This is a genomic window from Qipengyuania marisflavi (assembly GCF_005884405.1).
Lineage (GTDB): Bacteria > Pseudomonadota > Alphaproteobacteria > Sphingomonadales > Sphingomonadaceae > Qipengyuania > Qipengyuania marisflavi.
The window spans coordinates 1-21,557 of the sequence record NZ_VCAO01000003.1; the positions used below are offsets into that span (position 1 = coordinate 1).

At 62.6% G+C, this 21,557-nt stretch carries 27 protein-coding genes; 8 read left to right on the top strand and 19 right to left on the bottom strand.

All coding sequences use genetic code 11. The features are described from left to right. The coding region (locus FEV51_RS06915; RefSeq protein WP_222927442.1) for a transposase at window positions 1-233 on the bottom strand (233 nt) is incomplete at its 3' end. A gap of 69 nt (window positions 234-302) precedes the next feature. Between FEV51_RS06915 and FEV51_RS06920 the strand changes: the two genes are divergently transcribed. After that, the gene (locus FEV51_RS06920; protein ID WP_246034483.1) at window positions 303-776 is read left to right on the top strand and encodes a type II toxin-antitoxin system HipA family toxin; all 474 of its coding nucleotides are present in this window, start codon (window positions 303-305) and stop codon (window positions 774-776) included. 364 nt (window positions 777-1,140) lie between these two features. Further along, a complete protein-coding gene (locus FEV51_RS06925; protein WP_138617316.1) occupies window positions 1,141-1,815 on the top strand; it encodes an SDR family NAD(P)-dependent oxidoreductase in 675 nt (224 codons plus the stop codon). A gap of 6 nt (window positions 1,816-1,821) precedes the next feature. Here the strand turns inward: FEV51_RS06925 and FEV51_RS06930 are convergent, their stop codons facing one another. Then, window positions 1,822-4,083 (bottom strand): NADP-dependent malic enzyme, encoded by a 2,262-nt coding sequence (locus FEV51_RS06930; protein ID WP_138617318.1) that lies wholly within the window; start codon window positions 4,081-4,083, stop codon window positions 1,822-1,824. A gap of 113 nt (window positions 4,084-4,196) precedes the next feature. On the opposite strand from FEV51_RS06930, the gene mutS reads away from it, so the two are divergent. Genes mutS through FEV51_RS06945 form a run of 3 tightly spaced genes read left to right on the top strand, consistent with a single transcriptional unit; the run spans window position 4,197 to window position 7,690 of the window. Beyond that, a complete protein-coding gene (gene mutS / locus FEV51_RS06935; RefSeq protein ID WP_246034484.1) occupies window positions 4,197-6,818 on the top strand; it encodes a DNA mismatch repair protein MutS in 2,622 nt (873 codons plus the stop codon). Between the two features lie 23 nt (window positions 6,819-6,841). Further along, entirely contained in the window at window positions 6,842-7,228 is a 387-nt protein-coding gene (locus tag FEV51_RS06940; protein WP_138617320.1) for a hypothetical protein, read from the top strand. Between the two features lie 48 nt (window positions 7,229-7,276). After that, the gene (locus tag FEV51_RS06945) at window positions 7,277-7,690 is read left to right on the top strand and encodes a YidH family protein (RefSeq protein WP_138617322.1); all 414 of its coding nucleotides are present in this window, start codon (window positions 7,277-7,279) and stop codon (window positions 7,688-7,690) included. A gap of 1 nt (window position 7,691) precedes the next feature. Here FEV51_RS06945 and FEV51_RS06950 read toward each other — a convergent pair whose 3' ends face one another. From FEV51_RS06950 to gluQRS, 5 genes are all read right to left on the bottom strand, one after another. Then, entirely contained in the window at window positions 7,692-7,997 is a 306-nt protein-coding gene (locus tag FEV51_RS06950; protein ID WP_138617324.1) for a hypothetical protein, read from the bottom strand. 52 nt (window positions 7,998-8,049) lie between these two features. Then, window positions 8,050-8,922: a 3-hydroxyacyl-CoA dehydrogenase NAD-binding domain-containing protein gene (locus FEV51_RS06955; RefSeq protein ID WP_138617326.1), complete on the bottom strand. Its 873-nt coding sequence runs from the start codon at window positions 8,920-8,922 to the stop codon at window positions 8,050-8,052. A 69-nt stretch (window positions 8,923-8,991) separates the two neighbouring features. Next, the gene (locus FEV51_RS06960; protein WP_138617328.1) at window positions 8,992-9,570 is read right to left on the bottom strand and encodes a cob(I)yrinic acid a,c-diamide adenosyltransferase; all 579 of its coding nucleotides are present in this window, start codon (window positions 9,568-9,570) and stop codon (window positions 8,992-8,994) included. Next, window positions 9,570-9,800, bottom strand: a complete 231-nt coding sequence (locus FEV51_RS06965; protein WP_138617329.1) for an HIG1 domain-containing protein — start codon at window positions 9,798-9,800, stop codon at window positions 9,570-9,572. Before FEV51_RS06965 ends, FEV51_RS06960 begins: the two co-directional genes overlap by 1 nt. Window positions 9,801-9,809: 9 nt before the next feature. Continuing rightward, window positions 9,810-10,640, bottom strand: coding sequence for a tRNA glutamyl-Q(34) synthetase GluQRS (gene gluQRS / locus FEV51_RS06970; protein ID WP_138617331.1), 831 nt, complete (start codon window positions 10,638-10,640; stop codon window positions 9,810-9,812). A gap of 110 nt (window positions 10,641-10,750) precedes the next feature. Between gluQRS and FEV51_RS06975 the strand changes: the two genes are divergently transcribed. Further along, window positions 10,751-11,359: an HNH endonuclease gene (locus tag FEV51_RS06975; RefSeq protein ID WP_138617333.1), complete on the top strand. Its 609-nt coding sequence runs from the start codon at window positions 10,751-10,753 to the stop codon at window positions 11,357-11,359. 223 nt (window positions 11,360-11,582) lie between these two features. Here FEV51_RS06975 and kynU read toward each other — a convergent pair whose 3' ends face one another. The 6 genes from kynU to dksA form a co-directional block, all read right to left on the bottom strand. Next, window positions 11,583-12,800 carry a kynureninase gene (gene kynU / locus FEV51_RS06980; protein WP_138618149.1) on the bottom strand — a complete coding sequence of 406 codons (1,218 nt, stop codon included), beginning with the start codon at window positions 12,798-12,800 and terminating at the stop codon, window positions 11,583-11,585. A 2-nt stretch (window positions 12,801-12,802) separates the two neighbouring features. Then, window positions 12,803-13,594, bottom strand: a complete 792-nt coding sequence (locus tag FEV51_RS06985) for a tryptophan 2,3-dioxygenase (protein WP_138617335.1) — start codon at window positions 13,592-13,594, stop codon at window positions 12,803-12,805. A 36-nt stretch (window positions 13,595-13,630) separates the two neighbouring features. Further along, window positions 13,631-14,047: a DUF4112 domain-containing protein gene (locus FEV51_RS06990; RefSeq protein ID WP_138617337.1), complete on the bottom strand. Its 417-nt coding sequence runs from the start codon at window positions 14,045-14,047 to the stop codon at window positions 13,631-13,633. Window positions 14,048-14,070: 23 nt separating this feature from the next. Then, complete coding sequence (locus tag FEV51_RS06995) at window positions 14,071-15,531, bottom strand: ABC transporter substrate-binding protein (protein WP_138617339.1); 1,461 nt, start codon at window positions 15,529-15,531, stop codon at window positions 14,071-14,073. A gap of 65 nt (window positions 15,532-15,596) precedes the next feature. Beyond that, window positions 15,597-15,971, bottom strand: coding sequence for a PilZ domain-containing protein (locus tag FEV51_RS07000; RefSeq protein WP_138617341.1), 375 nt, complete (start codon window positions 15,969-15,971; stop codon window positions 15,597-15,599). 144 nt (window positions 15,972-16,115) lie between these two features. After that, window positions 16,116-16,571, bottom strand: a complete 456-nt coding sequence (gene dksA, locus FEV51_RS07005; protein ID WP_138617343.1) for an RNA polymerase-binding protein DksA — start codon at window positions 16,569-16,571, stop codon at window positions 16,116-16,118. A 294-nt stretch (window positions 16,572-16,865) separates the two neighbouring features. Here dksA and FEV51_RS07010 point away from each other — a divergent pair, with 294 nt between their 5' ends. After that, the gene (locus tag FEV51_RS07010; protein ID WP_138617345.1) at window positions 16,866-17,195 is read left to right on the top strand and encodes an SEL1-like repeat protein; all 330 of its coding nucleotides are present in this window, start codon (window positions 16,866-16,868) and stop codon (window positions 17,193-17,195) included. Here the strand turns inward: FEV51_RS07010 and FEV51_RS07015 are convergent, their stop codons facing one another. The 5 genes from FEV51_RS07015 to FEV51_RS07035 are packed head-to-tail and all read right to left on the bottom strand — an operon-like array spanning window position 17,196 to window position 20,442. Next, window positions 17,196-18,332: a GNAT family N-acetyltransferase gene (locus FEV51_RS07015; RefSeq protein WP_246034485.1), complete on the bottom strand. Its 1,137-nt coding sequence runs from the start codon at window positions 18,330-18,332 to the stop codon at window positions 17,196-17,198. Next, entirely contained in the window at window positions 18,329-19,090 is a 762-nt protein-coding gene (locus tag FEV51_RS13310) for a glycerophosphodiester phosphodiesterase family protein (RefSeq protein ID WP_138617349.1), read from the bottom strand. The genes FEV51_RS07015 and FEV51_RS13310 overlap by 4 nt, the downstream gene beginning before the upstream one ends. Continuing rightward, window positions 19,074-19,529 carry a RidA family protein gene (locus FEV51_RS07025; protein WP_138617351.1) on the bottom strand — a complete coding sequence of 152 codons (456 nt, stop codon included), beginning with the start codon at window positions 19,527-19,529 and terminating at the stop codon, window positions 19,074-19,076. The genes FEV51_RS13310 and FEV51_RS07025 overlap by 17 nt, the downstream gene beginning before the upstream one ends. Continuing rightward, window positions 19,526-20,155, bottom strand: coding sequence for an HAD family hydrolase (locus FEV51_RS07030; protein ID WP_138617353.1), 630 nt, complete (start codon window positions 20,153-20,155; stop codon window positions 19,526-19,528). The genes FEV51_RS07025 and FEV51_RS07030 overlap by 4 nt, the downstream gene beginning before the upstream one ends. Next, window positions 20,152-20,442, bottom strand: coding sequence for a DUF3572 family protein (locus tag FEV51_RS07035; protein WP_246034486.1), 291 nt, complete (start codon window positions 20,440-20,442; stop codon window positions 20,152-20,154). Before FEV51_RS07035 ends, FEV51_RS07030 begins: the two co-directional genes overlap by 4 nt. 51 nt (window positions 20,443-20,493) lie before the next feature. Here FEV51_RS07035 and FEV51_RS07040 point away from each other — a divergent pair, with 51 nt between their 5' ends. Then, window positions 20,494-20,862: a response regulator gene (locus tag FEV51_RS07040; RefSeq protein WP_138617355.1), complete on the top strand. Its 369-nt coding sequence runs from the start codon at window positions 20,494-20,496 to the stop codon at window positions 20,860-20,862. Window positions 20,863-20,885: 23 nt separating this feature from the next. Here the strand turns inward: FEV51_RS07040 and FEV51_RS07045 are convergent, their stop codons facing one another. Further along, window positions 20,886-21,431, bottom strand: a complete 546-nt coding sequence (locus tag FEV51_RS07045; protein WP_138617357.1) for a Pycsar system effector family protein — start codon at window positions 21,429-21,431, stop codon at window positions 20,886-20,888. Window positions 21,432-21,557 lie beyond the last annotated feature (126 nt).

Sequence of the window (21,557 nt, forward strand, 5' to 3'; positions counted from 1 at the left end):
AAAATCTCCCTCTCCTCCTTGAGGATCCGGTTCTCCAGGCGCAGACGTTCATTCTCACGGGCCAGATCCGCCTGCGGCGCGGCTACCAGATCAGTGGGCCGATATTGCGCGACCCACTTGCCCAGCGTCGACAATCCCACCCCTAAATCTGACGCAACACGCCGACGCGACAGCCCGCTGGCCAGCGCAATCCGCACCGCTTCCCGCTTGAACTCTTCTGTATGCTTCATCATCTCGTCGGCCTCCTTGATAGAGTGTTAAACTCTCAAGTGACCGGCACAAAACCGTTACAAGTCCAGACGATGTTAGGCGCCCATGAAAGCGAGGTTAGCAGCTACAGCTATGCTGATCTCGCAGGCGCTATACGCCAATACGGAACGCAGGTGCGTGAGGACCTTCATGAGCTGTTCCGCCGAATGGTATTCAACATACTCGTCACCAATGATGACGATCACCTGCGCAATCACGGCTTTCTGTTCGACGGAATTGGCTGGCGCCTGTCTCCGCTCTACGATGTCGTGCCCAAGCCGCAGGTTGGGCTGGAGCGACGCCTCGTACTGGGAGTTGGCCCGGAAGGCCGCAATGCAACGCTCGAAAACGCGCTGGCTGGCGCGGCAGTGTTCGATCTCGGACCCGATGAGGCTTCGGCCATGGCCGAAGAATTGCGCAAGATTGTTGCAGCGCGCTGGCAGCCGCTGTTCAAGGAGGCAGGGTTGAGCCCTGCTGATCAGGGCCGCTTCGCAACCTGCTTCCGGCTCGCTAGAGAAGATGGCTGAAGCGAACTGTGTCGCAATGCCATTACCTAGAGCGCGTCTGCCTTAATCGGAACGAGATGATCCGCAAATTTCGTTGTCCAGATTGCGGCGCGGTAACAATGTGTGCGTGCGACGAAGCATACACGGAGCGCCAATCACTTCAATCTCGAGAAAACGCAGGTTGAAAAGTCAAATTTAGAACGGTGATTGCCTGGTGATTGCTAGACTAAAATCCTGGCATGAAAATTTCGAGAATATGATAGAGAAAACAATACGATATTGATTTTACGCGCTAAAATGTGGTATTTCCGTTTCCGGCGGCGGTAGCCCGGAACGCCCAGCCGCCCCCTGCGCTTAGGGTATGAAACCTATCAGGAGCATCGGCATGGCAGACAAGACAATACTTATCATCGGTGCATCGCGCGGGATTGGCCTTGGCCTGACGCGTGAATTTGGAGGCCGCGGCTGGCGGGTTATTGCCAGCGAGCGGAGCCGCAGCGCTGATCTGCATGCGCTGAGCGAAGGCAAAGATGTCACGGTCATAACTGTCGATATGTCCGATCCCGCCAGCTTTACAGGTCTTGACCTGGCAGACGGGTCGCTGGACGCGATTGTACTGAACGCCGGGATCACCGGGGCGCAGCATCAGTCCGCTGAAAAGGCGACTGCTGACGAAGTTGCGACAGTGATGATGACCAATGCGTTCGGCCCGGCCCATGCGGCCAAGGCTCTGCTGCCCAAGCTCAAACATGGCGGATCGCTGGGCTTCATGTCTTCGCTTATGGGCTCGATTGACGATAGCTCTGGCGGGTACGACCTCTATCGCACCAGCAAGGCCGCGCAGAACATGCTCGCCAAGGGCATTGCCGAGCAGGACGCCGCAGCCCGAGACATCGCGGTACTTTCGCTGCATCCTGGCTGGGTGCAAACCGATATGGGCGGACCCAATGCCAAGATCACAGTCCAAGAAAGCTGCAAGGGCATGGCCGACGTGATCGAGCAGTCCGGCGGCGCGGGCTATCGTTATCTCGACTACACCGGCAAGGAACTCGCTTTCTAGGCCAGCTTAACCCACCACTCCCGCGCTGGCGAGCACGGCCAGCGTCAGCACATCGGGGGCAATCGCGGTCATCGGGGCGATCTGGACGGGTTTTTCCATGCCGATCATCATCGGGCCGATAGTGGCATCGCCCGCCAGTTCGCGCAGCAGCTTGGCTGACAGATTGGCCGATTGCAGACCGGGCATGATCAGCACATTGGCAGGGCCGGACAGGCGGCTGAACGGGTACAGCGCCATCACCTTGGGGTTGAGCGCGGCATCGGGAGCCATCTCGCCCTCATACTCAAAGCCGGTGTCCTCGGCGTCGAGAATCGCCACCGCATCGCGGATATTGCCCAGCCACTGGCCCGACGGATTGCCGAAGGTCGAATAGGACAGGAAGGCGACGCGCGGTTCATGGCCCATGCGCCGCGCCACTGCCGCCGATTCGCGCGCGATATGCGCCAGCTGTTCGGCGGTGGGGCGTTCGTTGATCGTGGTGTCGGCCAGGAAGGTGGTGTGGTTCTTGCCGATCATCATGTGAATGCCAAAGGGGATTGCGCCCGGTTTTTCGTCCAGCACCCGGCCCACTTCGCGCGCGGTTTGCGCAAAGGTGCGCGTCAGGCCCGAAATCATCCCGTCGCCATGCCCCAGCGCCACCAGCAACGCGGCAAAGACGTTGCGTTCCTGATTGACCATGCGGCCCACATCGCGCTCGGTATAACCGCGCCGTTGCAGGCGCTTGTAGAGATAATCCACCATCGCGGGGACTTTCTCCGACACCTTGGAATTCTCGATGATGAAGCTGTCGGGATCCTCCACCGCCAGCTCGACAAGCTTTTCGCGCACCTTCTCGGTACGGCCCACCAGAATCGGTTCGCCATAGCCGAAATCGCGGAACTGGATCGCCGCGCGCAGCATGACCTCTTCTTCCGCCTCGGCGAAAACCATGCGCTTGGGATTGCTCTTGGCCAACTCATAAATATTGGTGAGCGCCGCCGTGGTCGGGTTGAGCCGCGCCTTCAGGGAGTGGCGATATTCGTCGAAATCGGCAATCGGCGCTTTGGCGACACCCGAATCCATCGCCGCCTTGGCAACGGCGGAGGAAACCACCTCCATCAGCCGCGGATCGAACGGTGCAGGGATGATGTAATCCGTGCCGAACTGGTGGTTCACGCCGTAAGCGGCGGCGACTTCCTCGGGCACGCGTTCCCGCGCCAGCCGGGCGATGGCCTGCGCTGCGGCGATCTTCATTTCTTCGTTGATCGCGGTTGCCTGCACATCGAGCGCGCCGCGGAAGATGAAGGGGAAGCCCAGCACATTGTTGACCTGGTTGGGGAAGTCAGAGCGTCCGGTGGCGATAATCGCATCGGGGCGGACCGCCTTGGCATCATCGGGCATGATTTCGGGTACGGGATTGGCCATTGCAAAGATGATCGGCTGCGGCGCCATCTTGCGCACCCATTCGGGCTTCAACGCGCCCGCTGCCGACAGGCCGAGGAAAATGTCCGCGCCATCAAGCGCTTCTTCAAGCGAGGTAGCCGCAGTGTCGACCGCATGAGCGCTCTTCCACTGATCGACATTATCGCGTCCCGGAGTGATCGGACCGGTACGGTCGCACATGATCACGTTTTCGTGCCGCACGCCCATCGCCTTCATCAGCGCAGTACAGGCAATTGCCGCTGCGCCCGCGCCGTTCACCACCACCTTCACATCGGCGAAATCGCGCCCCGTCAAATGGCAGGCATTGAGCAGGCCGGCCGCAGTAATGATCGCGGTGCCGTGCTGGTCATCATGCATGATCGGGATATTCATCCGCTCGCGCAGGGCGGCTTCGATGATGAAGCATTCCGGTGCAGCGATGTCTTCCAGATTGATGCCGCCAAAGGTCGGCTCCATCAGCGCAACCGCTTCGATGAACTTCTCGGGGTCTTCGGTGTCCAGCTCGATATCGATCGAATCGACATCGGCGAACCGTTTGAACAGCACCGCCTTGCCTTCCATCACCGGCTTGGACGCCAATGCACCCAGATTGCCGAGCCCGAGGATGGCTGTGCCGTTCGAGATTACCGCCACCAGATTGGCGCGAGCGGTATAGCGCGCGGCATTGGCAGGGTCTGCCGCAATGGCTTCGACCGGAACTGCGACGCCGGGGGAATAGGCCAGGCTGAGATCGCGCTGCGTCGCCATCGGCTTGGAGGCGATAATCTCGATCTTACCGGGACGGATGGTCTCGTGGTAAAACAGCGCTTCGCGCGCGGTGAAGGCTGTCGTCTTATCTTTAGGCATCTGGTGTCCTCCCCCAATTGCCATGGCCCTAACGCCAGTTCGCGCCAAGTCATAGGGGGAAAGGCGACAGCCGGCGCTTCCCGAATCGGACACCGCGCCGCTACGGCAGGGTGATGGCCGGTAAACCCACCCCGATGATGGAACAGTATTTCGCGCTCAAGGCTCAGGCCGAGGGTGCGCTGCTGTTTTACCGGATGGGCGATTTTTTCGAGCTGTTCTTTGAAGATGCGCGGATCGCTGCGGGCGTGCTCGATATCGCGCTGACCAGCCGTGGCGAACATGATGGCGAGCCGGTGGCAATGTGCGGCGTGCCGGTGCATGCGGCAGAAGGCTATCTGGCGCGGCTGATCAAGGCGGGCTGCCGGGTCGCGATTGCGGAGCAGATCGAGACCCCCGAACAGGCGAAACAGCGCGGCGGGTCGAAAGCATTGGTGGCGCGCGACATCGTGCGCTTCGTCACCGCAGGCACGCTGACCGAAGAGGCGCTGCTCGAACCGCGCCGCGCGAATCTGCTGGTGGCAGTCGCCCCGCTGCGCGACCGGGTCGGGATCGCCTCTTGTGACATTTCGACCGGACGGATGGAGCTGGAAGACTGCGCTGCCGATGCGCTGGATGCGGTGCTGGCGCGGTTGGGGGCAAGCGAGCTGGTGGTGCCAGATGACTGGCCAAAGGACTGGCCAGATACACCGGACGAGACAATCGAACGGCCCCGTGCCAGCTTCCGCAGCGAGGATGGCGAGACGCGGCTCAAGGACATCCACGGTATAGCCACGCTTGACGGGCTGGGCGATTTTTCTCGCCCCATGCTGGCGGCGGCGGCGGGACTGGTGGCCTATCTTGATCATGCGGGACGCGGCAAATTGCCGTTCCTGCTGCCCCCGGTTGCGCGCGGCACCGGCGCACATCTGGCGATGGATGCGGCAACGCGCGCCAGCCTAGAAATTTTGCAGGCGCAGGGCGGCGGACGCGATGGCAGCCTGATCGCCGCGCTCGACCGCTGTGTGACCGGCGCAGGCGCGCGGCAATTGGCCGAGGATCTGTCCGCCCCGCTGGCCGACCGCCGCGCCATCGAAGCGCGCTTGGCGGCAGTGCATCATGTCCACGGCGATCCGCTGCTGCGCGCCGATCTGCGCGCGCTGCTGCGGCAGGCGCCAGATATCGGCAGGGCGCTGGGGCGACTGGTAGCCGGACGCGGTAGTCCACGCGATCTGGGACAGGTCCGCGATGGTCTGGCCGAGGCGCGGCGGGTGCGCGATATGCTGGCGGCCAGCGCCGATCTACCCGATCTGCTCCAGCGGATGAGCGGCGCGCTGGGCGGTCATGCGGCACTGGTCGATCATCTGGCCCGCGCCTTGGTTGCGGCGCCCCCGACTGAGCGGCAGCAGGGCGGCTATATCGCGCCCGAATATGATCATGCACTGGACGCCTTACGCGAAACCAGCGGCAATGCCCGCCGCGCCATCGCTGCGCTGGAGGCGAAATATCGCGGCGAAACCGATACGCCGGCGCTGAAGATCAAGCACAACAAGGTGCTGGGCTATTTCATCGAAGTGCCCGCCAAGCATGGCGACAAGCTGATGGCGGCGGACAGCGGCTTTACCCACCGCCAGACGATGGCGGGCGCGGTCCGTTTCAACAGCGTGGGCTTGCACGAGGAAGCCTCGCGCATTGCCGAGGCTGGTGCCCATGCGCTGGCCGCCGAAGAGGCACATTTCGAGGATCTGGTGGGCGAAGTGACCGCGCGGCGCGAGGCGATTGCCGCCACTGCCGCGGCGCTGGCTCGGATCGATGTTGCCGCCGCTCTGGCTGAACGGGCTGCCGAGAGCGACTGGTGTCGCCCCGAAGTTCTGGACGAGCCTTGCCTTGATGTCACCGGCGGCCGCCATCCGGTGGTCGAGGCGGCGCTGGCCCGGTCTGCCGAACGCTTTGTTGCCAATGATTGCACGCTGGGGCCGGATGACCGGCTGTGGCTGATCGGCGGGCCCAATATGGGCGGCAAATCGACCTTTCTGCGCCAGAATGCGCTGATCCTGCTGATGGCGCAGGCGGGCAGCTATGTTCCCGCCACCAGCGCGCGGATCGGTCTGGCCGACCGATTGTTCAGCCGTGTGGGTGCCGCCGACAATCTGGCGCGCGGACGCTCTACCTTCATGGTCGAGATGGTGGAAACCGCCGCCATCCTCAGCCAGGCGACACCGCGCAGTTTCGTCATTCTGGACGAGGTCGGGCGCGGGACATCGACCTATGACGGAATGGCGCTGGCCTGGGCCGTGGTGGAGGCGGTGCATGAGCAATTGCAGTGTCGCTGCCTGTTCGCCACGCATTATCACGAGCTGTCACGGCTGGCCGAAACCTGTGACGCGCTGAGCCTGCATCATGTCCGCGCGCGTGAGTGGAAGGGCGAACTGGTGCTGCTGCACGAATTGGCGCGCGGCGGCGCGGATAGAAGTTACGGGCTGGCCGTCGCACGGCTGGCAGGGGTGCCGAAGCCGGTTATCAAGCGCGCCAAGGCTGTGCTCGACAAGTTGGAAAAAGGCCGCGCGCAAACCGGCGGGCTGGCGGCGGGTCTGGGCGATTTGCCGCTGTTTGCCGCCACCGCGCAGGAAGAGGCGGAGACGGCACCTGATCCGCTGCGCGAAGCGGTCGAGACACTCGATCTGGATGCGCTGACCCCGCGAGAGGCGCTGGAAACGCTGTACCGGCTCAAGGCGCAGGCGGCGGAAACCAGAAATTAACCAGTTCGCGGTAACGTGTGGCCATGTCAGGTCCGCGTTCTATCGTATATGTTGCACTCGGTGCCATTGTGCTGATGGCCGTGGCAGCTATTGTTTTTTCGGCGCTGGGTCGCGGTGGCGAAATGCGTAATGCCGAAGACGATTTTCAGGCCGGTCTGACCAGCACCACAGCGCCGACTGCAGCGATGCCCCCAGCCGTCCACGCAAAGATCAAAACAGCGCCCGCAGCACGGCAACAGGATCTGTCCGCATGGTACGCGGAATCAGCAATTGGGTCGGTCGATCCCGCACCAAAAGACCCCACCCCTCCTGCTCCGCAAGGTGCCACCACAGCGCCGGTCGACGACAGCCATCTGATTAACGACACGGCTCCGCTTGTCGATACTGCCCCGCTCGGCCAAGAACCTTAAATCCCGAAATTCGTGGAAGATTTGGCCAATTTGCGATAGCAGGCGGATATGGCGCAGGATGATCCTGATACGGGCGACACTGACAAAAGCACCAAATGGGCTGAAAATCGCACCGATTGGGCCGAGGATCGCACGATCCTTGCTGTCGAGCGGACCTTTGCCGGGTGGATGCGCACCGCCTTTGCCGCGATCGGCATCGGTCTGGCATTTCGCGTGTTGTTTGGTGCATTCGAACCGCCGTGGCTCGCCAAGGCCATTGCCACCATGTTCATCGCTCTGGGCGGCGCACTGGCCATCGGCGCCGAGCGGCGCACCCGCAAGGCGTTTGCCAAGCTATCATCGCATAAGGTGGTCGCGCTCGGCACGCCCAAGATCCGCTGGATTGGGTGGCTGATCGCCGCGAGCACCATAGTCCTTATCGCGGGACTATGGGTGCTCAACGACGGTGATCTGAAAGGCTGAGTTAGCTGTCGTCGCCTTCGAATTCGGCATCGTGACCCTTGCCGAACTTGCCCGCGTTATCGTCCATATTGGGCTCACCCTTGAACGCCCCCATGTCGATGCGGCCTGACGATTCCATATCGCGCATATGATCGACCAGATCCTGCGTCGAATCGCCCATCACGCCACTGTCGCCGACCTTGATGCTTTCGGTCGGGCTGGCGTTCTGTTTGGCCTGCGCATCGGCGGAAACCGTCTGCGCCTGAGACTGCGCATCGTCCTGTTCGGAATTGTGCGTTTCGGGGGCAATGTCCTTGGGGGTGGTCATGGGAAAATTCTCCTTTCCCGATGAACGGCCCGCGCCGGAGTCGTGTTCCCGGTTACCGCGTCGGAACTGGCGCCTCGCCCGAATAATCGTAAAATCCGCGACCAACCTTGCGGCCCAGCCATCCGGCTTCGACATATTTCACCAGCAGCGGCGCAGGCCGGTATTTGGTATCGCGGGTGGTCTTGTAAAGCACGCCCATGATGTCGAGGCAGGTATCAAGTCCGACAAAATCGGCCAGCTGCAACGGTCCCATCGGATGGTTGAGACCCAGGCGGCACCCCTTGTCGATATCCTCGATCCCGGCGGTCGACTGGCCCAGCACGAACACCGCCTCGTTGATCATCGGCAGCAGGATGCGGTTGACCACAAAGCCCGGCTCGTCCTGGCTCAGCACCACTTCCTTGCCCAGCCCTTCGGCAAAGGCGACCGTGCTGGCAGTGGTGGCTTCGCTGGTGGCGAGGCCGGGGATCACTTCGATCAGGCCCATGACCGGCACGGGGTTGAAGAAATGCAGGCCGATGAACCGCCCCGGATCGGGCGAGAAATTGGCCATCCGGGTGATCGGGATGGAACTGGTGTTGGACGCCATGATCGCATCATCGCGCAATTCCTTGCCCGCCGCTTCGAAGATCGCGCGCTTGATTTCCTCACGCTCGGTCGCGGCTTCGATGATGAAATCGGCTTCGCCCATGCGGGCATAATCGCCCACCGGGGTGATACGCGACAGCGCCGCCTCGGCATCGGCGACCGCGATTTTGCCGCGGCCGACCAGCTTGCCCAGCGCCTTGTCGATCCCGGCAACCGAAGCTTCGGCCACCGCCAGATCGATATCGGCGAGCAACACGGTCATACCGTGCTGCGCAATGGTCTGCGCGATGCCCGAGCCCATCTGGCCCGCACCGATAATGGCGATTGTCGAACTCATGGAAAATACCTTCGCAAGTGCAGCAAAACGCCGCCCTAGCGAAGCGCTGCGGCGCTGGCTAGCGGGCGTTCAACGGTTCTGGCCGGGAATCCACGGCACGTCCTGCGCGCCATCAGCATTGGCAACGCGCGCCAGTACAAACAGATAATCGGACAGGCGGTTGATATAGGCGGTCGCCTGCGGATTGATCGGCGCGCACCCGGCCAGCGCGGTGATGGACCGTTCGGCCCGCCGCGCACTGGCCCGCGCAACATGCAGACGCGCCGCCGCCTCGGTCCCGCCGGGCAGCACAAAGCTGGTCAGCGGTTCGAGCCGTTCATTGGCCGCGTCGATTGCTTCCTCCAGCCATGTCACCTGAGCGGCCAAAATGCGCAGCACCATTTCGGACGGGGCGAAATCTTCGCCCTCCTCAGCCGGTGTCGCCAGATCGGCGCCGAGGTCGAACATATCGTTCTGGATCCGGTACAGCGTATCGGCGTGCGCGCTGCCGACCAGCGCCACCGCCGCAAGGCCCAGCGCGCTGTTGGCTTCATCGACCGCGCCGATGGCTTCCATCCGCGGGGCGTGCTTGGCCAGCCGCGAGCCGTCGACCAACCCGGTGGTGCCATCATCGCCAGTGCGGGTGTAAATCCTGTTGAGCTTGACCATCAGCTGGCCATGGCCAGAATTACCGCAACCACCAGCACTGCCAGCGCCTGATATTTGATGCGGTTGAACATCATCTTGTTCTGCAGCAACTGCATGTCGGTGGCGTCCTGTTGCTCGCCCGTTTCCAAATCGATCTTGGTGCTTTTCAGGAACGCGACCACTCCGCGTACGAGCGAGAAGACTACCATAACCATGGCCGCGACGAGAAGAATGATCAGGAAAGTTTGCATGCCCCAGACTTAAGCGCTGGACAGCGAAATACCAGCCGGAAATCTGTGCAACCGCAGTTGCGCGGCAAGCAACGCCCCATCCTCGCCCACCCGCCTGCGGTCGGCCAGCGATGGCGAACCGCGCCGCTTGGCCAGCTTTTTGCCGTCGTCATCCACCAGCAGCGCATGATGATGCCAGCGCGGCACGGGCAGACCGAGCAGCGCCTGCAGCACCCGGTGGATATGCGTCGCGGTGAACAGATCCGTGCCGCGCGTCACCACAGTCACACCGTCGGCAGCGTCATCAAGCGTGGCGGCGAGGTGATAGCTGGCCGGTTCTTCCTTGCGCACCAGCACCACATCGCCCAGCAGATCGGGCCGGGCCTGCTGTTCTCCGGCCAGCGCGTCGTGCCATGCCAGCGCCCCGGTCCGCTCCAGGGCTTTGGCGACATCGAGCCGCCAGGCCAGTGGCTGCCCCGCTTGCGGACCATGTACGCGGCAGCGGCCGCCATAGACCGGCCCTTCCGGCCCAATGCTCTGCGCTTCTTCCGCAATTTGCGCGCGGGTGCACGAACAGGGGTACAGCAACCCTTCCCCGCGCAAAAACTCCGCCGCCTCGCCATAGCGCGCCAGCCGGGAACTTTGCTGCGGCACCTCGTCCCAGGTCAGGCCCAACCAGCGCAGATCATCGCGAAATTCCTGCGCCAGTTCGGCCCGGGAGCGTGCCCCGTCGATATCCTCGATCCGCAGCAGAAACCGCCCGTCCGCTGCCCGCGCCAGATCATGCGCGGTGATCGCGGAACAGGCGTGGCCAAGATGCAGCGAGCCGTTCGGACTGGGGGCGAAGCGGGTGACGATCATAGGCGACTCGGGGATAATCCTCTTTCCCGGCGGTGTAACAGGGTTGACGCCCAAAGCTGTAAGTGCAGGATTGCATCCATCGGGAGGAACGCGATCCGTGTTGTGGGCGAGTGTATAAGGCCGATCTGATCGACGGGGCCAGCCGGTTCCGCAGCACCGATGGCGATCCGGCGCGCAGCCTGCAATCGTGCCCGTCTCTGGTGCTCAATGCGGATTACACGCCGCTGTCCTATTATCCGCTCAGCCTGTGGCCGTGGCAGACCGCGATCAAGGCGATTTTTCTCGACCGGGTGGATGTAATCGAAACCTATGACCGCGAGGTTCACTCGCCCAATCTGGATATGAAAATCCCCAGCGTGATCGCGCTGCGGCAATATGTCCGGCCATCCGAATTTCCCGCCTTCACCCGCTTCAACCTGTTCCTGCGCGACCGGTTTTCCTGCCAGTTCTGCGGCAATATGCAGCATCTGACCTTCGATCACGTGATCCCGCGGCGGCTGGGCGGCAAGACCACCTGGGAAAACATCGCCACCGCGTGTGCGCCCTGCAACATGAAAAAAGGCGGGCGCACTCCCCGGCAGGCGGGGATGCATCTTTACGCCGAACCGATCCGCCCGACGCATTGGCAGTTGCAACAGCACGGCAAGCAATTCCCGCCGAACTACCTGCACGAGACATGGCGTGACTGGCTTTATTGGGACATCGAGCTGGAGGCCTGAGCGCAACCGGTGGACCACCGAAGTGGGGGTTTTAAAAAACTTTCGGTGGAAAGATTGCTTAATTCTTTCAGTGCTTTGCCGCGATTTTACACCCGGCAACCGTGACCTTCGGAAAACGGGGTGGGAGGATGCAGATATCGCCATGCAGATGAGACTGGCACCAAGCCGGCCCTGTAGGAAAGCGGTTTGCGCAAAGAGGTTTTGGCCGGGATCGAATACGCGATCACGTCACCGCACCCCGCTCGCCAAATTCTGCCCGCTGCCATTCCCCCGTCTGCATAACCTCGGCCAGATTCCGCACCGCTTCTGCCATGTCCGCAAAACGAAGATAGGCAGGTGCGAAGCCGAAGCGCAGGATATCGGGATCGCGGAAGTCGCCGATGACGCCGCGCGCAATCAGCGCCTGGCAAATCGCGAAAGCTTGCGGGTGGCGGAAGGATAGCTGGCTGCCGCGCCGGGCGGGATCGGCGGGGCTGACCAGCTCCAGCTCCACACCGCTTTCGGCGAGGCACTGGCGGAAAAATTCGGACAGATGCTGTGATTTTGCATGCAGCGGCGCGATGCCGATTTCGGCGATCAGATCCACTCCGACCTCCAGCGCCGCCAGCCCGAGGATCGGCGGCGTACCGCACAGCATCCGGTCCACACCAGGAGCGGGGCTGTAATCGTCGCTGAAGGCAAAGGGCTTGGCGTGCCCCATCCACCCGCTCAGCGGTTGCCGCAGCGCCGCCTGATGCCGCTCGGCCACGAAAGCATAGGCGGGCGCACCGGGTCCGCCATTGAGATATTTGTACCCGCAACCGACCGCCAAATCGGCCTCGCACGCGGCCAGATCGACCGGCAGCGCGCCGCCCGAATGCGACAAATCCCACAGCACCAGCGCGCCCGCGTCATGCGCTGCGCGGGTCAGCGCGATCATGTCGAACAATTCGCCGGTTTTGTAATGCGCATGGGTCAGCAGCAGCAGCGCAACGTCATCGTCCAGCGCCCCCGCCAGCTCATCGCGCGGGGCCAGACGCCGCTTGGCCAGACCCTGCTGCTCCAGCCCTTCGATCATATACAGATCGGTCGGGAAATTGCCCGGCTCGCTCAGCACCACTGTGCGCCCCGGACGCATCGCCAGCGCGGCGGAGATCAGCTTGAACAGATTGACCGACACGCTGTCGCAGGCGATCACTTCATGCGGTTGCGCGCCCACCAGCGGCGCGATCTTGGCGCCCACACGCTGCGGCAGATCGATCCAGCTGGCGCTGTTCCAGCTACGGATCAGATCCTTGCCCCATTCTTCGCGCACGACCTGTTCCAGCCGGGCGGGCGTGGCCTTGGGCAGGCAGCCGAGCGAGTTGCCGTCGAGGTAAATCACCCCCTCGGGCACCGCGAACCGCTCGCGAAAATGGCCCAGCGGGTCCGCCGCATCCAGATGCCGCGCGCGTTCGGTCATGCTCACAGCGCGGTCCTGACGCTGAGCAGTTCGGGAAAGAAAGCCTGTTTCAGCACGCCCGCCAGATAGGGCACGCCGGGTGTCCCGCCGGTGCCGCGTTTGAAGCCGATGATCCGCTCCACCGTCTTGAGATGGCCAAAGCGCCAGCGCTGGAAATGGTATTCCAGATCGACCAGCTTTTCAGCCAGTTCGTACAGGTCCCAATGCGTCTGCGGGTCGCGGTAAATTTGCGCCCATGCAGCCTCGACCGCTGCGGAATGCTTCCACGCCGCGCCAAGATCCCGGTTCAGCACACCCTCCGGGATCGCGAACCCGCGCTGGGCCAGAAGTGCAATTGTTTCACCATAGATGCTGCGCCGGGTCAGTTCTTCGCGCAAGCCAGTGGCCACTTGCGGAGTGGCCTCATGCATCGTCACCATATCGGGATTGCGTCCGCCCAGCAGGAATTCCATCATCCGGTATTGCGCCGACTGGAACCCGCTCGACCCGCCCAGATGCGGGCGGATGGTGGAGTAATCATGCGGGGTCATCGTACTCAGCACGTCCCAGCTCTGGATCAATTGCCCCTGCGTGCGCGCCACCCGCGCCAGCATCTTGAACGCCGGGCGCAACGTGTCTGCCGCGATGCAATCGCGCGCGGCGGTCAGTTCATGCAGGCACAGCTTCAGCCACAGCTCGCTGGCCTGGTGAACGATGATAAACAGCATCTCGTCATGCGCGTCCGATCCGGGGTGCTGCGCACTCAGGATGCTGTCGAGGTCGAGATAGGATGAATAGGTTACGTCATCTGCCATGTCCGCAGCCCTAGCGCGTGCGGACCGGCGTTGAAACTACCCTTCGATAATCCGCGTCTGGGGATGATGTTTGTCGAGATGGCGCCTGATGATCCTGAGATTGCGGGTGTTCGAACGGAACGCCAGATCAAAGGCATCGCCCACCAGCGGCACAGCGCCCACGGCGGTATCGAAAGCGATATTGCCCGCCATCCGCCACAGCTTCCACTTGGGCAGGCCAAGGTTGCGCGCCTCCCACACCATATAGGCGCCCATGGCCGCAGTGAACAGATCGCCCACCACCGGGACCAACCCGACGATCGAATCCAGGCCGACCGGATAATTCGTACCGGGAATGTGGAAACTGCGTTCCAGCACTTTCTCCAGCGCTTCGACCCGGCGGCGGATCGAGATCGGATCATTGCCAGTCGGCAGCTCGATACCAAGCGGGCGGGTAAAGTCGGGATCGGTCATCAGCTCTCCAGTGCGAACCTTCTCTACATGGGTGCGCGGGAAAGCGGGAACAAGGGATGGAAGCTCCACGGGTTTTCGGTGAAGCCCACTGTCCCGGCGCGCACCAGCGACCAGCGGATCGGCGCGCCCAGCGGGATGTAGAAATTGGCAGCGGTCAGCAGCACCTCGGCCTCATCGAGCAGAGCGGCCTCCTCGGCCATGTCCTGCGTGGTCAGCGTGCGGGCCACCAGCGCGTCAGCCTCGACAACGCAAACCGTGCTGGCCACGCGGCAGTTGAACTGGTTGAGGAACCAGCGCGCCGCGCCATACCGCGCCACCCGGTCGCGCAGCAACAGATCGGCTTTGGCCCCTGGTGCCACCTGCGATGCGGTGATCCCGATGGCGGCAAAATCGCGTTCCAGCGACTGGAACAGCAGGTCGGACCCCGGACCCGCGGGCAGGCTGATGCGCAGTGTCGGCGCGCCGCCATTGCCTGCCGCCCATTGCCGCACCCGCGATGCGGCCCGGGCGCGGCGCTGGTCGAGCGACATATCTTCCCAGCGTTCCGCTACGGTCTCGCTATCGCCCGGCATTCCGGGCGCGACAATTCTGGTGGTCGGGATCCAGCCACCGATATTGAACGGCGTCAGCAATTTATCCCGGTCGATCGCCATCGCCAGCGCTTCACGGTTTTCCCGCTGCGCCAGAAACCCCTCCCGCTGGATGATATCGAGACCGAACAGACCAATTGCCGAATCGAGCCGCACGGTGCCCCGCGACAAGGCACCTGTGTCGGCGAGCGGCATGGTGGCAATTTGCCCGCCCAGCACCATGTCATATTTGCCCCCGGCAAACCCCGCAGTCGCGGCCGCCGCATCTGCGGCATAGACGCGGACCTGATGCAGATCGGCGTCCCATTCGGGTTGTATCGGCAGGCCGCGTTCCTCTGGTGCCAGCGCATTGAGCACGGCAACATCGCCGTCACGGACCAGCCGCATTATCCCGGTTGGCGATTTGCCCAGCACCACGCCAAGCTCTGGCTGCGCCAGCAATTGCAGCAGGCCGGGCATGGGGCTTTTCAGGCGGATTTCGATCACCCGGCCAGTCATTGCGCGAATGTCGGCAATTTTCGCCAGATCGAGCCCCATGCTGGTCCCGCCCAGACTGGTGACGTTGCGCTGCAATTCGTCACGCACGGTCTGCGCGGTCAGGCGGGTGCCGCCGGGCAGGTCGAACTCGCGGATACGGAAGATATAGCTCGCGCCGTCATCGGTAACGATCCAGCGTTCGGCGAGCGCAGGCACGACCTGTCCCGCTGCATCCAGCCGGACCAAACCCTGCGACTGTCCAGCGCGCAAATGCTGTCCGGCGCTTTCCAGCCGCACGCCTTGGGCGAACAGCGCGTCGGCGCCAGTGATAAAAGCAACATCCACCACACCATCATCGGCGCGCCCGCCGCAAGCGGTGGTGGCAAGGATCAGCAGGCAGGCAAGGGCGGTTCGCATGGCACAAAACGCCTAGCAGGGCGCGCTGTGCGCGTCAGCCGCGCATTTATATGCCAGGTGCAGTATTACAGGCTGCGGATGCGGCCGGGTTCGCTACCAAATTTGTTGGGGGTCAGGCTGGCCCGGGCATAGCGGGGCGCTTCAACATCGCTGGTGCTTGCCGGAGCGCGCGCCAGAATCGGGTCGATCTGGTTTTCAAAGGCGACGCCGAAACGGTTGCCCTGCACCCACGCGACATGGCCCAGCACATCGCCGACATTGCGCAGCGTCACCTTGACCTTGTCACCGCGCGTTACTGCCAGTCCAGCTTCGGCCATCATTCCGCCAGCCGAAAGATTGCGGACCTTGACCCGCACGATCTCGACCTGGCCGTCAAACATCAGTTCCGCGAACAGGAAAAGGCTGTCACGCGCTACATTTCTGGTGTCGACAGACGACATGTCCATTGGCTTCACCTTCGCAATTCGGACGCAAAATGAATGGCGCCCGATGAATTTGGTTCTGCGGAGTTAGGCGAAAGGGTTGAAGAAAAGGTAATCGCGCGCGCTGATTTTCCCGGGTGGCCCGGAAAAGAGCGTGATAAATCAATCGTCGCGCGAAATCTTTTCGCGCCGTTCATGCGCTTCCTGCGCTTCGACCGTCATGGTGGCGACGGGACGGGCGATCAGCCGCATCAGGCCGATCTGTTCTCCGGTCACTTCGCAATAGCCATATTCCCCTTCGTCAATCCGGCGCAGTGCCGAATCAATCTTGGAAATCAGCTTGCGCTGGCGGTCGCGGGTGCGCAGTTCGATCCCCCAATCGGTCTCACTCGACGCCCGGTCGTTCAGATCGGGTTCGCGGATCGGGCCGTCCTGCAACAATTGCAGCGTGTGGTCGGAGGCGTTGTGGATGGTGCGCTTCCATTCGAGCAGCAGCATCCGAAAATAATCGAGCTGCTGCGCGCTCATATACTCTTCGTCGGCGCTCGGGACGTAATCCGGCTCAACCGCCGCCTTGGCCTGAGCCAGCTTTTCCAGTTCCGTGGACGCCGTGGGCATTTGGGCTAGTCATCCTCTTCAAAGCGACAGCAAATAACAGGCCACCCGATCAGCCCGGATTTTTCCGGTGCCTGCCTGAAACTGCTCGGCGCGGCCTATAAGCAAGGGCATTGGTGGGCACAAGCCGCAATCCCCGATCATCCGGCATCACAGCTTCCCTTGCGGCAATCGGGTCACGCATTGCCGCTTGTGAAATCAATTCTCCGGCGCGGCGTTAACCATTTCTTGACCATAAACCGCGACCACTAGTGAAGCCGGGTAAGGGAAAGCCGGGCGATAGAGGGGGTACGGACAATGCGACTGACTGGAATCGAAGGCGGAGCGGGCAAGATCGTTCAGGGCGGCGCTGCTGCTGCACTGCTGGCGGAATGCCTTGGAGCGTATGAAACCGGCAGCGTGGATGCGCTGTTCGATCTGGGCGTGGCATTTTCCGCTGGCGGCAACGGCGTCACCATCGACATGGTCGAAGCCCACAAATGGTTCAATATCGCTGCGGCTCAGGGGCATGAGGATGCCGCTTTCTGCCGCGCCGATGTCTCTGACGAAATGACCGCACGCGAGATTGCAGAAGCCCAGCGCCGCGCGCGCCACTGGCTTGCCGAAGGCCAGCGCAAAACCGCCTGATCACGGTTTTTTGAAGGGTGTCCGTGACCGCAGATAATTGCGGTCGGCAGCGACACCTTCACGCTCACGGTCGAGAAATTCCGCCACTGCGGCACGGAAACCGGGATCGGCAATCCAATGTGCCGAGACGGTTTCGACAGGTTCATACCCGCGCGCCAGCTTGTGCCCGCCCTGCGCCCCGGCCTCGACACGCGCCAAGCCGCGTTCGATCGCCGCATCGATGGCCTGATAATAACACAGCTCGAAATGCAGGAAGCGCACATCGCGGGTGCAGCCCCAATAGCGCCCATACAGCGCACTCCCCCCGATAAAATTGAGCGCCCCGGCAATCGGCACATTGTCCTGATAGGCGAGCACCAGCAGCAACTGGTCGCCCATGCTTTCGCCCAGCAGGTCAAAGGCTTCGCGCCGCAGATAGGGCTGGCCCCATTTGCGCGCGCCAGTGTCCTGATAGAAATGCCAGAAGGCGTCCCAATGCTCGGCCCGGATATCGTCCCCCGCCAGCCTGACAATATCGACCTGCGCCTGCGCGGCGGCCCGTTCCTTGCGCAAATCCTTGCGTTTGCGAGATGCCAGTGTGGCGAGGAAATCGTCGAATGTTGCATAGCCGCGATTGCGCCAGTGGAACTGGATGTCGGACCGCAGCAGCCAGCCCGCGCTGGAGAATAACGCCTGCTGGGCGGGCTCGATAAATGTCGCATGGGCGGAGGAAAACCCGTTCTGCGCGCACAATTGCTCCGCCGCCGATAGCAGCGGCGCGGCAAAGGCAGGTTCGGATGACAGGATGCGCGGCCCGGTTGCAGGCGTGAATGGCACCGCGATTTGCAGCTTCGGGTAATAGCTGCCGCCGGCCCGCTCATAGGCATCCGCCCACGCGTGATCGAAGACATATTCGCCCTGGCTGTGACCCTTTACATAGGCCGGCATCGCGGCGAGCAATGGCCCGCCATCTTCGCTGACCACAATCGGGGCCGGTTGCCAGCCGGTGCCCGCGCCGACGCTGCCCGATGTTTCCAGCGCGGCAAGGAATTCGTGACTGACGAATGGATTGTCGCGGCCCGCCAGTGCATTCCACTGGTCGCGGTCAAAAGCGCCGACCGAGCCGGAGACCTGAGCGATGAGGCTACTCTGGCTCACGCTATGCCGGCATCTTCGGCGATGGGGGCATCGGCAAACTTTTGCGCTCGGGCCAGCATTTCCTGCGAGGACACCGTCCAGGTCAACACCGGCAGACCATGCGCACGCAGTCCGGTCACCATCGGATTGGGCACTGCCGCGATGTGATAGGCAATAAATTCGGGCCTCGCCGCCCACAGCGCCAGCCGCCGCTGCCATGCATGCGGCGTGAAACCGACATCGTCTTCGCGCATCACCAGCCCGCGCACGGTTTGCGGCGAATACCGACAGAACCAGCGCGCCACGCGCGGATCGAAGCTCATTACCGCATTCAGCCCGGCATAGCTCGCCAGCGCATCGCGAACCGCGCGGCAACTGTGTTCGACATCATATCCCACACGCGATTTTATCTCGATCAGGATGGGCACTTTGCCAGCGGCCAAATCAAGCAGATCTTCGAGCCGGGCGATGCCGTGGCCCGCCTCAAGGAAAGCGATCTGCGCCAGCTGGTCAGACGTGTAATCAGCCAGCTGTCCGCTGACCCCGGTCAGCCGGTCCAGCTCCCAATCGTGGATCAGCATGGCGTGGCCATCGCGGCTGCGCTGGATATCGCATTCGATCCCCAGCCCCGCCGCTATCGCGCCGGAATACGCGGCCAGCGAATTTTCCGGGATACCGGGGCGATGCAGCCCGCGGTGGGCATAGGTCCAGTCCCGCAGCCAGCCAACCCGCGCGGGATCGGGCGCCGGGACGAACAGGCGGTCAATCGCGGAGGGCAACGATCGCGTCGACTTCTACCGCGGCATCCAGCGGCAGGACCGGAACGCCGACCGCGCTGCGGGCATGACGGCCAGCATCGCCGAACACTTCGGCCATCAGATCGGACGCGCCGTTCACTACCTTGGGCTGGTCGGTGAAATCGGGGGTCGAGGCGACAAAGCCGCCCAGCTTCACAATCCGCTCCACCCGTTCCAGCAATCCGGCGGCCTTGAGCTGTGCCAGGATCATCAGCCCGCAAGCGCGCGCTGCCTGCTGGCCATCCTCCAGCGACACGTCCGCGCCCAGCTTGCCGGTCACCAGCTTGCCCGCAACAAAGGGCAGCTGGCCCGACAGGTAGGCGACCCTGCCGCTCACCACCAAGGGCTGATAGCTGGCCACCGGCGCAGCGGCTTCGGGCAAGGTGATGCCGAGTTCTTCCAGACGGGCGGCGATGGTCATGCAATTTCCTTTTCGAGTTGCGCCTTGAGCCAAGGTAGCGCCGCTGCCCAATCATCGATCCGCGCATCGGCATGGCCCGATGTGTGCGCGCAATCGATATGCGGGGCCAGCAGCGGTTCGCCGCACAGATGCAGCGTGGTGATATCGGGCAGGGTTTCGCGGGCCGAGCGGTGATGCTGCGCCAGATCGTCGATAAAGATCGCGCGCGACGGCTGATATTCTTCAAGAATTGCCTTGAGCGCCGGACCCTTGGGCCCCTGATTGGTGAAAACGCGCGAGTCCAGACCGTGATCGGCCAGCTGGGCGGTCCGCATCTGCTGACGCTTGTCCACCAGATTGGTCAGGATCACAATATCGGCATGATCGCTCAGTGCGCCGATCCCTTCCAATGCGCCGGGGATTGGCGACTGGCGATGCATTTCGGTGTCAAAAAAGAGCCCGAGCATTCGCCAGATGTCATCCGGGGCCAGCACCTCGCCCGTCTTCTGCCAGCGCAGCGCCTGGGCAAAATCATTGCCCTCCATGCAAAATTCCACGCCCTGCATCTCGGCCAGCCAGTCGCGGAACGGGGCGACCATATACAGCAGCACCTCGTCGCAATCGGAGATGATCAGCGGGCGGTTCATCGCGACAATTCCTGTTGAGCGGCAATCAATGCTTCAGGCGTGGTGTCCAGCGCATCGGCGGCAAGGATCAGATCGGGTTCGTACGCGGCGAGGAATTCCAGCACCGCCGCCTGCACTGCGGTGTCGGAAATGCCGCCGCGCAACCGCTCCGGCGTCAGCCCGGTCAGCGACAGCAGCCGCTCGGCCCGCCGCTCATCCGCCAGCGCCCAGCCGAGCGCTTCCAGCGCCAACACCTCGGGGGCGCGGGTCTCGCTGCCGATATTTGCTTTCGATCCGGGAATTGTCACTGCTCCACAAACACCATAAGGTCCCCTTGCATCGCGCAAGGAGCCCCGCCCGTGCCAAAGAGAATCCTCGTTGTCGAGGACAACGATCTCAACCGCAAGCTGTTCTGTGACGTGCTGAAGGCCAATGGTTTCGAGGTCGTGCCCGTCGCTGACGGTCAGAATGTGCTGGCCACGGCCAAGAAATTCACACCGCATCTGGTGATCATGGATATCCAGCTGCCCAATATCAGCGGGCTGGAACTGATTGCGCAATTGAAAGCCGATGCAGCGCTGGCCGAAGTGCCGGTGCTGGCGGTGACGGCTTATGCGGGCAAGGGCGATGAAGAACGCATCCGCGATGCCGGGGCCGAGGATTATCTGGCAAAGCCGGTGTCGATCGGGCCGTTTATGGCCGCCGTGCGCGCGCTGTTGCCTGAATGAAACTGGCCGAATAAACCGGCTAGCTAGCCGATGAACATTTCCGCCACGAACACCACCAGTGTCACAAACAATCCGGTCATGAACATCTTGTAGGCCATCGCCAGAAAACGGTATTTCTTGCCCTGCAGCACCTTGCCGTTCTGGTACATGTCATGCGCCATGGTTTCGAACACAGCGCGGTCGGTTTCCAGCCGCTGGAGCAACTGGTCGGTCCATTCCTCCTCGTCCATCCAGGTGTAATGGCCAAAGAAAATCAAATTGGAATTGTTCAGCTTGCCATCGGGCCGTCCTACTTTGGGTAGCACGGCCATCACCGCGCATAGCGAGCTGGCGAAGGAAAACGCGGCAAGGATCATCAACGATATCGGCATCTGCCCGGTCAGTGCCCGGCTGACCGACAGCGAGAACACCAGGAAGGTCGCGCCCAACAGGATCGACGCCTTCTGATCCGCCATCTGCGACAGCTTGAGCGTACTCATTTGCGCGGTCCGCATCAGGTGGATGGCGTGGTTCGAATAGGTGGCCTCGCGCCGCCTCACGGCCCCCGGCCTTTCCTTCACTTCGCTCATCACTTTTCCCCCATTCGGAACAGCTGCTTGCGACCGTCAGGGAACTTGCCACTCGCACCGGCGCTTGACAAGCACGGCTGCAAACCGCTTTGCCGCGTCATCCCTCAGGCCAGACACGCCTGCGCA

What these genes read in the sequence shown, in the direction of transcription:
- FEV51_RS06940 (WP_138617320.1), top strand. Translation starts at nt 6,842, where the DNA reads ATGTCAGGTCCGCGTTCTATCGTATATGTTGCACTCGGTGCCATTGTG.
- FEV51_RS07010 (WP_138617345.1), top strand. Translation starts at nt 16,866, where the DNA reads ATGCGACTGACTGGAATCGAAGGCGGAGCGGGCAAGATCGTTCAGGGC.
- FEV51_RS06985 (WP_138617335.1), bottom strand. Translation starts at nt 13,594, where the DNA reads ATGGCAGATGACGTAACCTATTCATCCTATCTCGACCTCGACAGCATC.
- FEV51_RS06960 (WP_138617328.1), bottom strand. Translation starts at nt 9,570, where the DNA reads ATGGTCAAGCTCAACAGGATTTACACCCGCACTGGCGATGATGGCACC.
- FEV51_RS06965 (WP_138617329.1), bottom strand. Translation starts at nt 9,800, where the DNA reads ATGCAAACTTTCCTGATCATTCTTCTCGTCGCGGCCATGGTTATGGTA.
- dksA (WP_138617343.1), bottom strand. Translation starts at nt 16,571, where the DNA reads ATGCCCACGGCGTCCACGGAACTGGAAAAGCTGGCTCAGGCCAAGGCG.
- FEV51_RS07030 (WP_138617353.1), bottom strand. Translation starts at nt 20,155, where the DNA reads ATGAACCGCCCGCTGATCATCTCCGATTGCGACGAGGTGCTGCTGTAT.
- FEV51_RS07000 (WP_138617341.1), bottom strand. Translation starts at nt 15,971, where the DNA reads ATGTCGTCTGTCGACACCAGAAATGTAGCGCGTGACAGCCTTTTCCTG.
- FEV51_RS06945 (WP_138617322.1), top strand. Translation starts at nt 7,277, where the DNA reads ATGGCGCAGGATGATCCTGATACGGGCGACACTGACAAAAGCACCAAA.
- FEV51_RS06920 (WP_246034483.1), top strand. Translation starts at nt 303, where the DNA reads ATGTTAGGCGCCCATGAAAGCGAGGTTAGCAGCTACAGCTATGCTGAT.
- FEV51_RS06950 (WP_138617324.1), bottom strand. Translation starts at nt 7,997, where the DNA reads ATGACCACCCCCAAGGACATTGCCCCCGAAACGCACAATTCCGAACAG.
- mutS (WP_246034484.1), top strand. Translation starts at nt 4,197, where the DNA reads ATGGCCGGTAAACCCACCCCGATGATGGAACAGTATTTCGCGCTCAAG.
- FEV51_RS07045 (WP_138617357.1), bottom strand. Translation starts at nt 21,431, where the DNA reads ATGAGCGAAGTGAAGGAAAGGCCGGGGGCCGTGAGGCGGCGCGAGGCC.
- FEV51_RS06990 (WP_138617337.1), bottom strand. Translation starts at nt 14,047, where the DNA reads ATGACCGATCCCGACTTTACCCGCCCGCTTGGTATCGAGCTGCCGACT.
- gluQRS (WP_138617331.1), bottom strand. Translation starts at nt 10,640, where the DNA reads ATGATCGTCACCCGCTTCGCCCCCAGTCCGAACGGCTCGCTGCATCTT.
- kynU (WP_138618149.1), bottom strand. Translation starts at nt 12,800, where the DNA reads ATGACCGAACGCGCGCGGCATCTGGATGCGGCGGACCCGCTGGGCCAT.
- FEV51_RS06925 (WP_138617316.1), top strand. Translation starts at nt 1,141, where the DNA reads ATGGCAGACAAGACAATACTTATCATCGGTGCATCGCGCGGGATTGGC.
- FEV51_RS06995 (WP_138617339.1), bottom strand. Translation starts at nt 15,531, where the DNA reads ATGCGAACCGCCCTTGCCTGCCTGCTGATCCTTGCCACCACCGCTTGC.
- FEV51_RS06930 (WP_138617318.1), bottom strand. Translation starts at nt 4,083, where the DNA reads ATGCCTAAAGATAAGACGACAGCCTTCACCGCGCGCGAAGCGCTGTTT.
- FEV51_RS07025 (WP_138617351.1), bottom strand. Translation starts at nt 19,529, where the DNA reads ATGACCATCGCCGCCCGTCTGGAAGAACTCGGCATCACCTTGCCCGAA.
- FEV51_RS06955 (WP_138617326.1), bottom strand. Translation starts at nt 8,922, where the DNA reads ATGAGTTCGACAATCGCCATTATCGGTGCGGGCCAGATGGGCTCGGGC.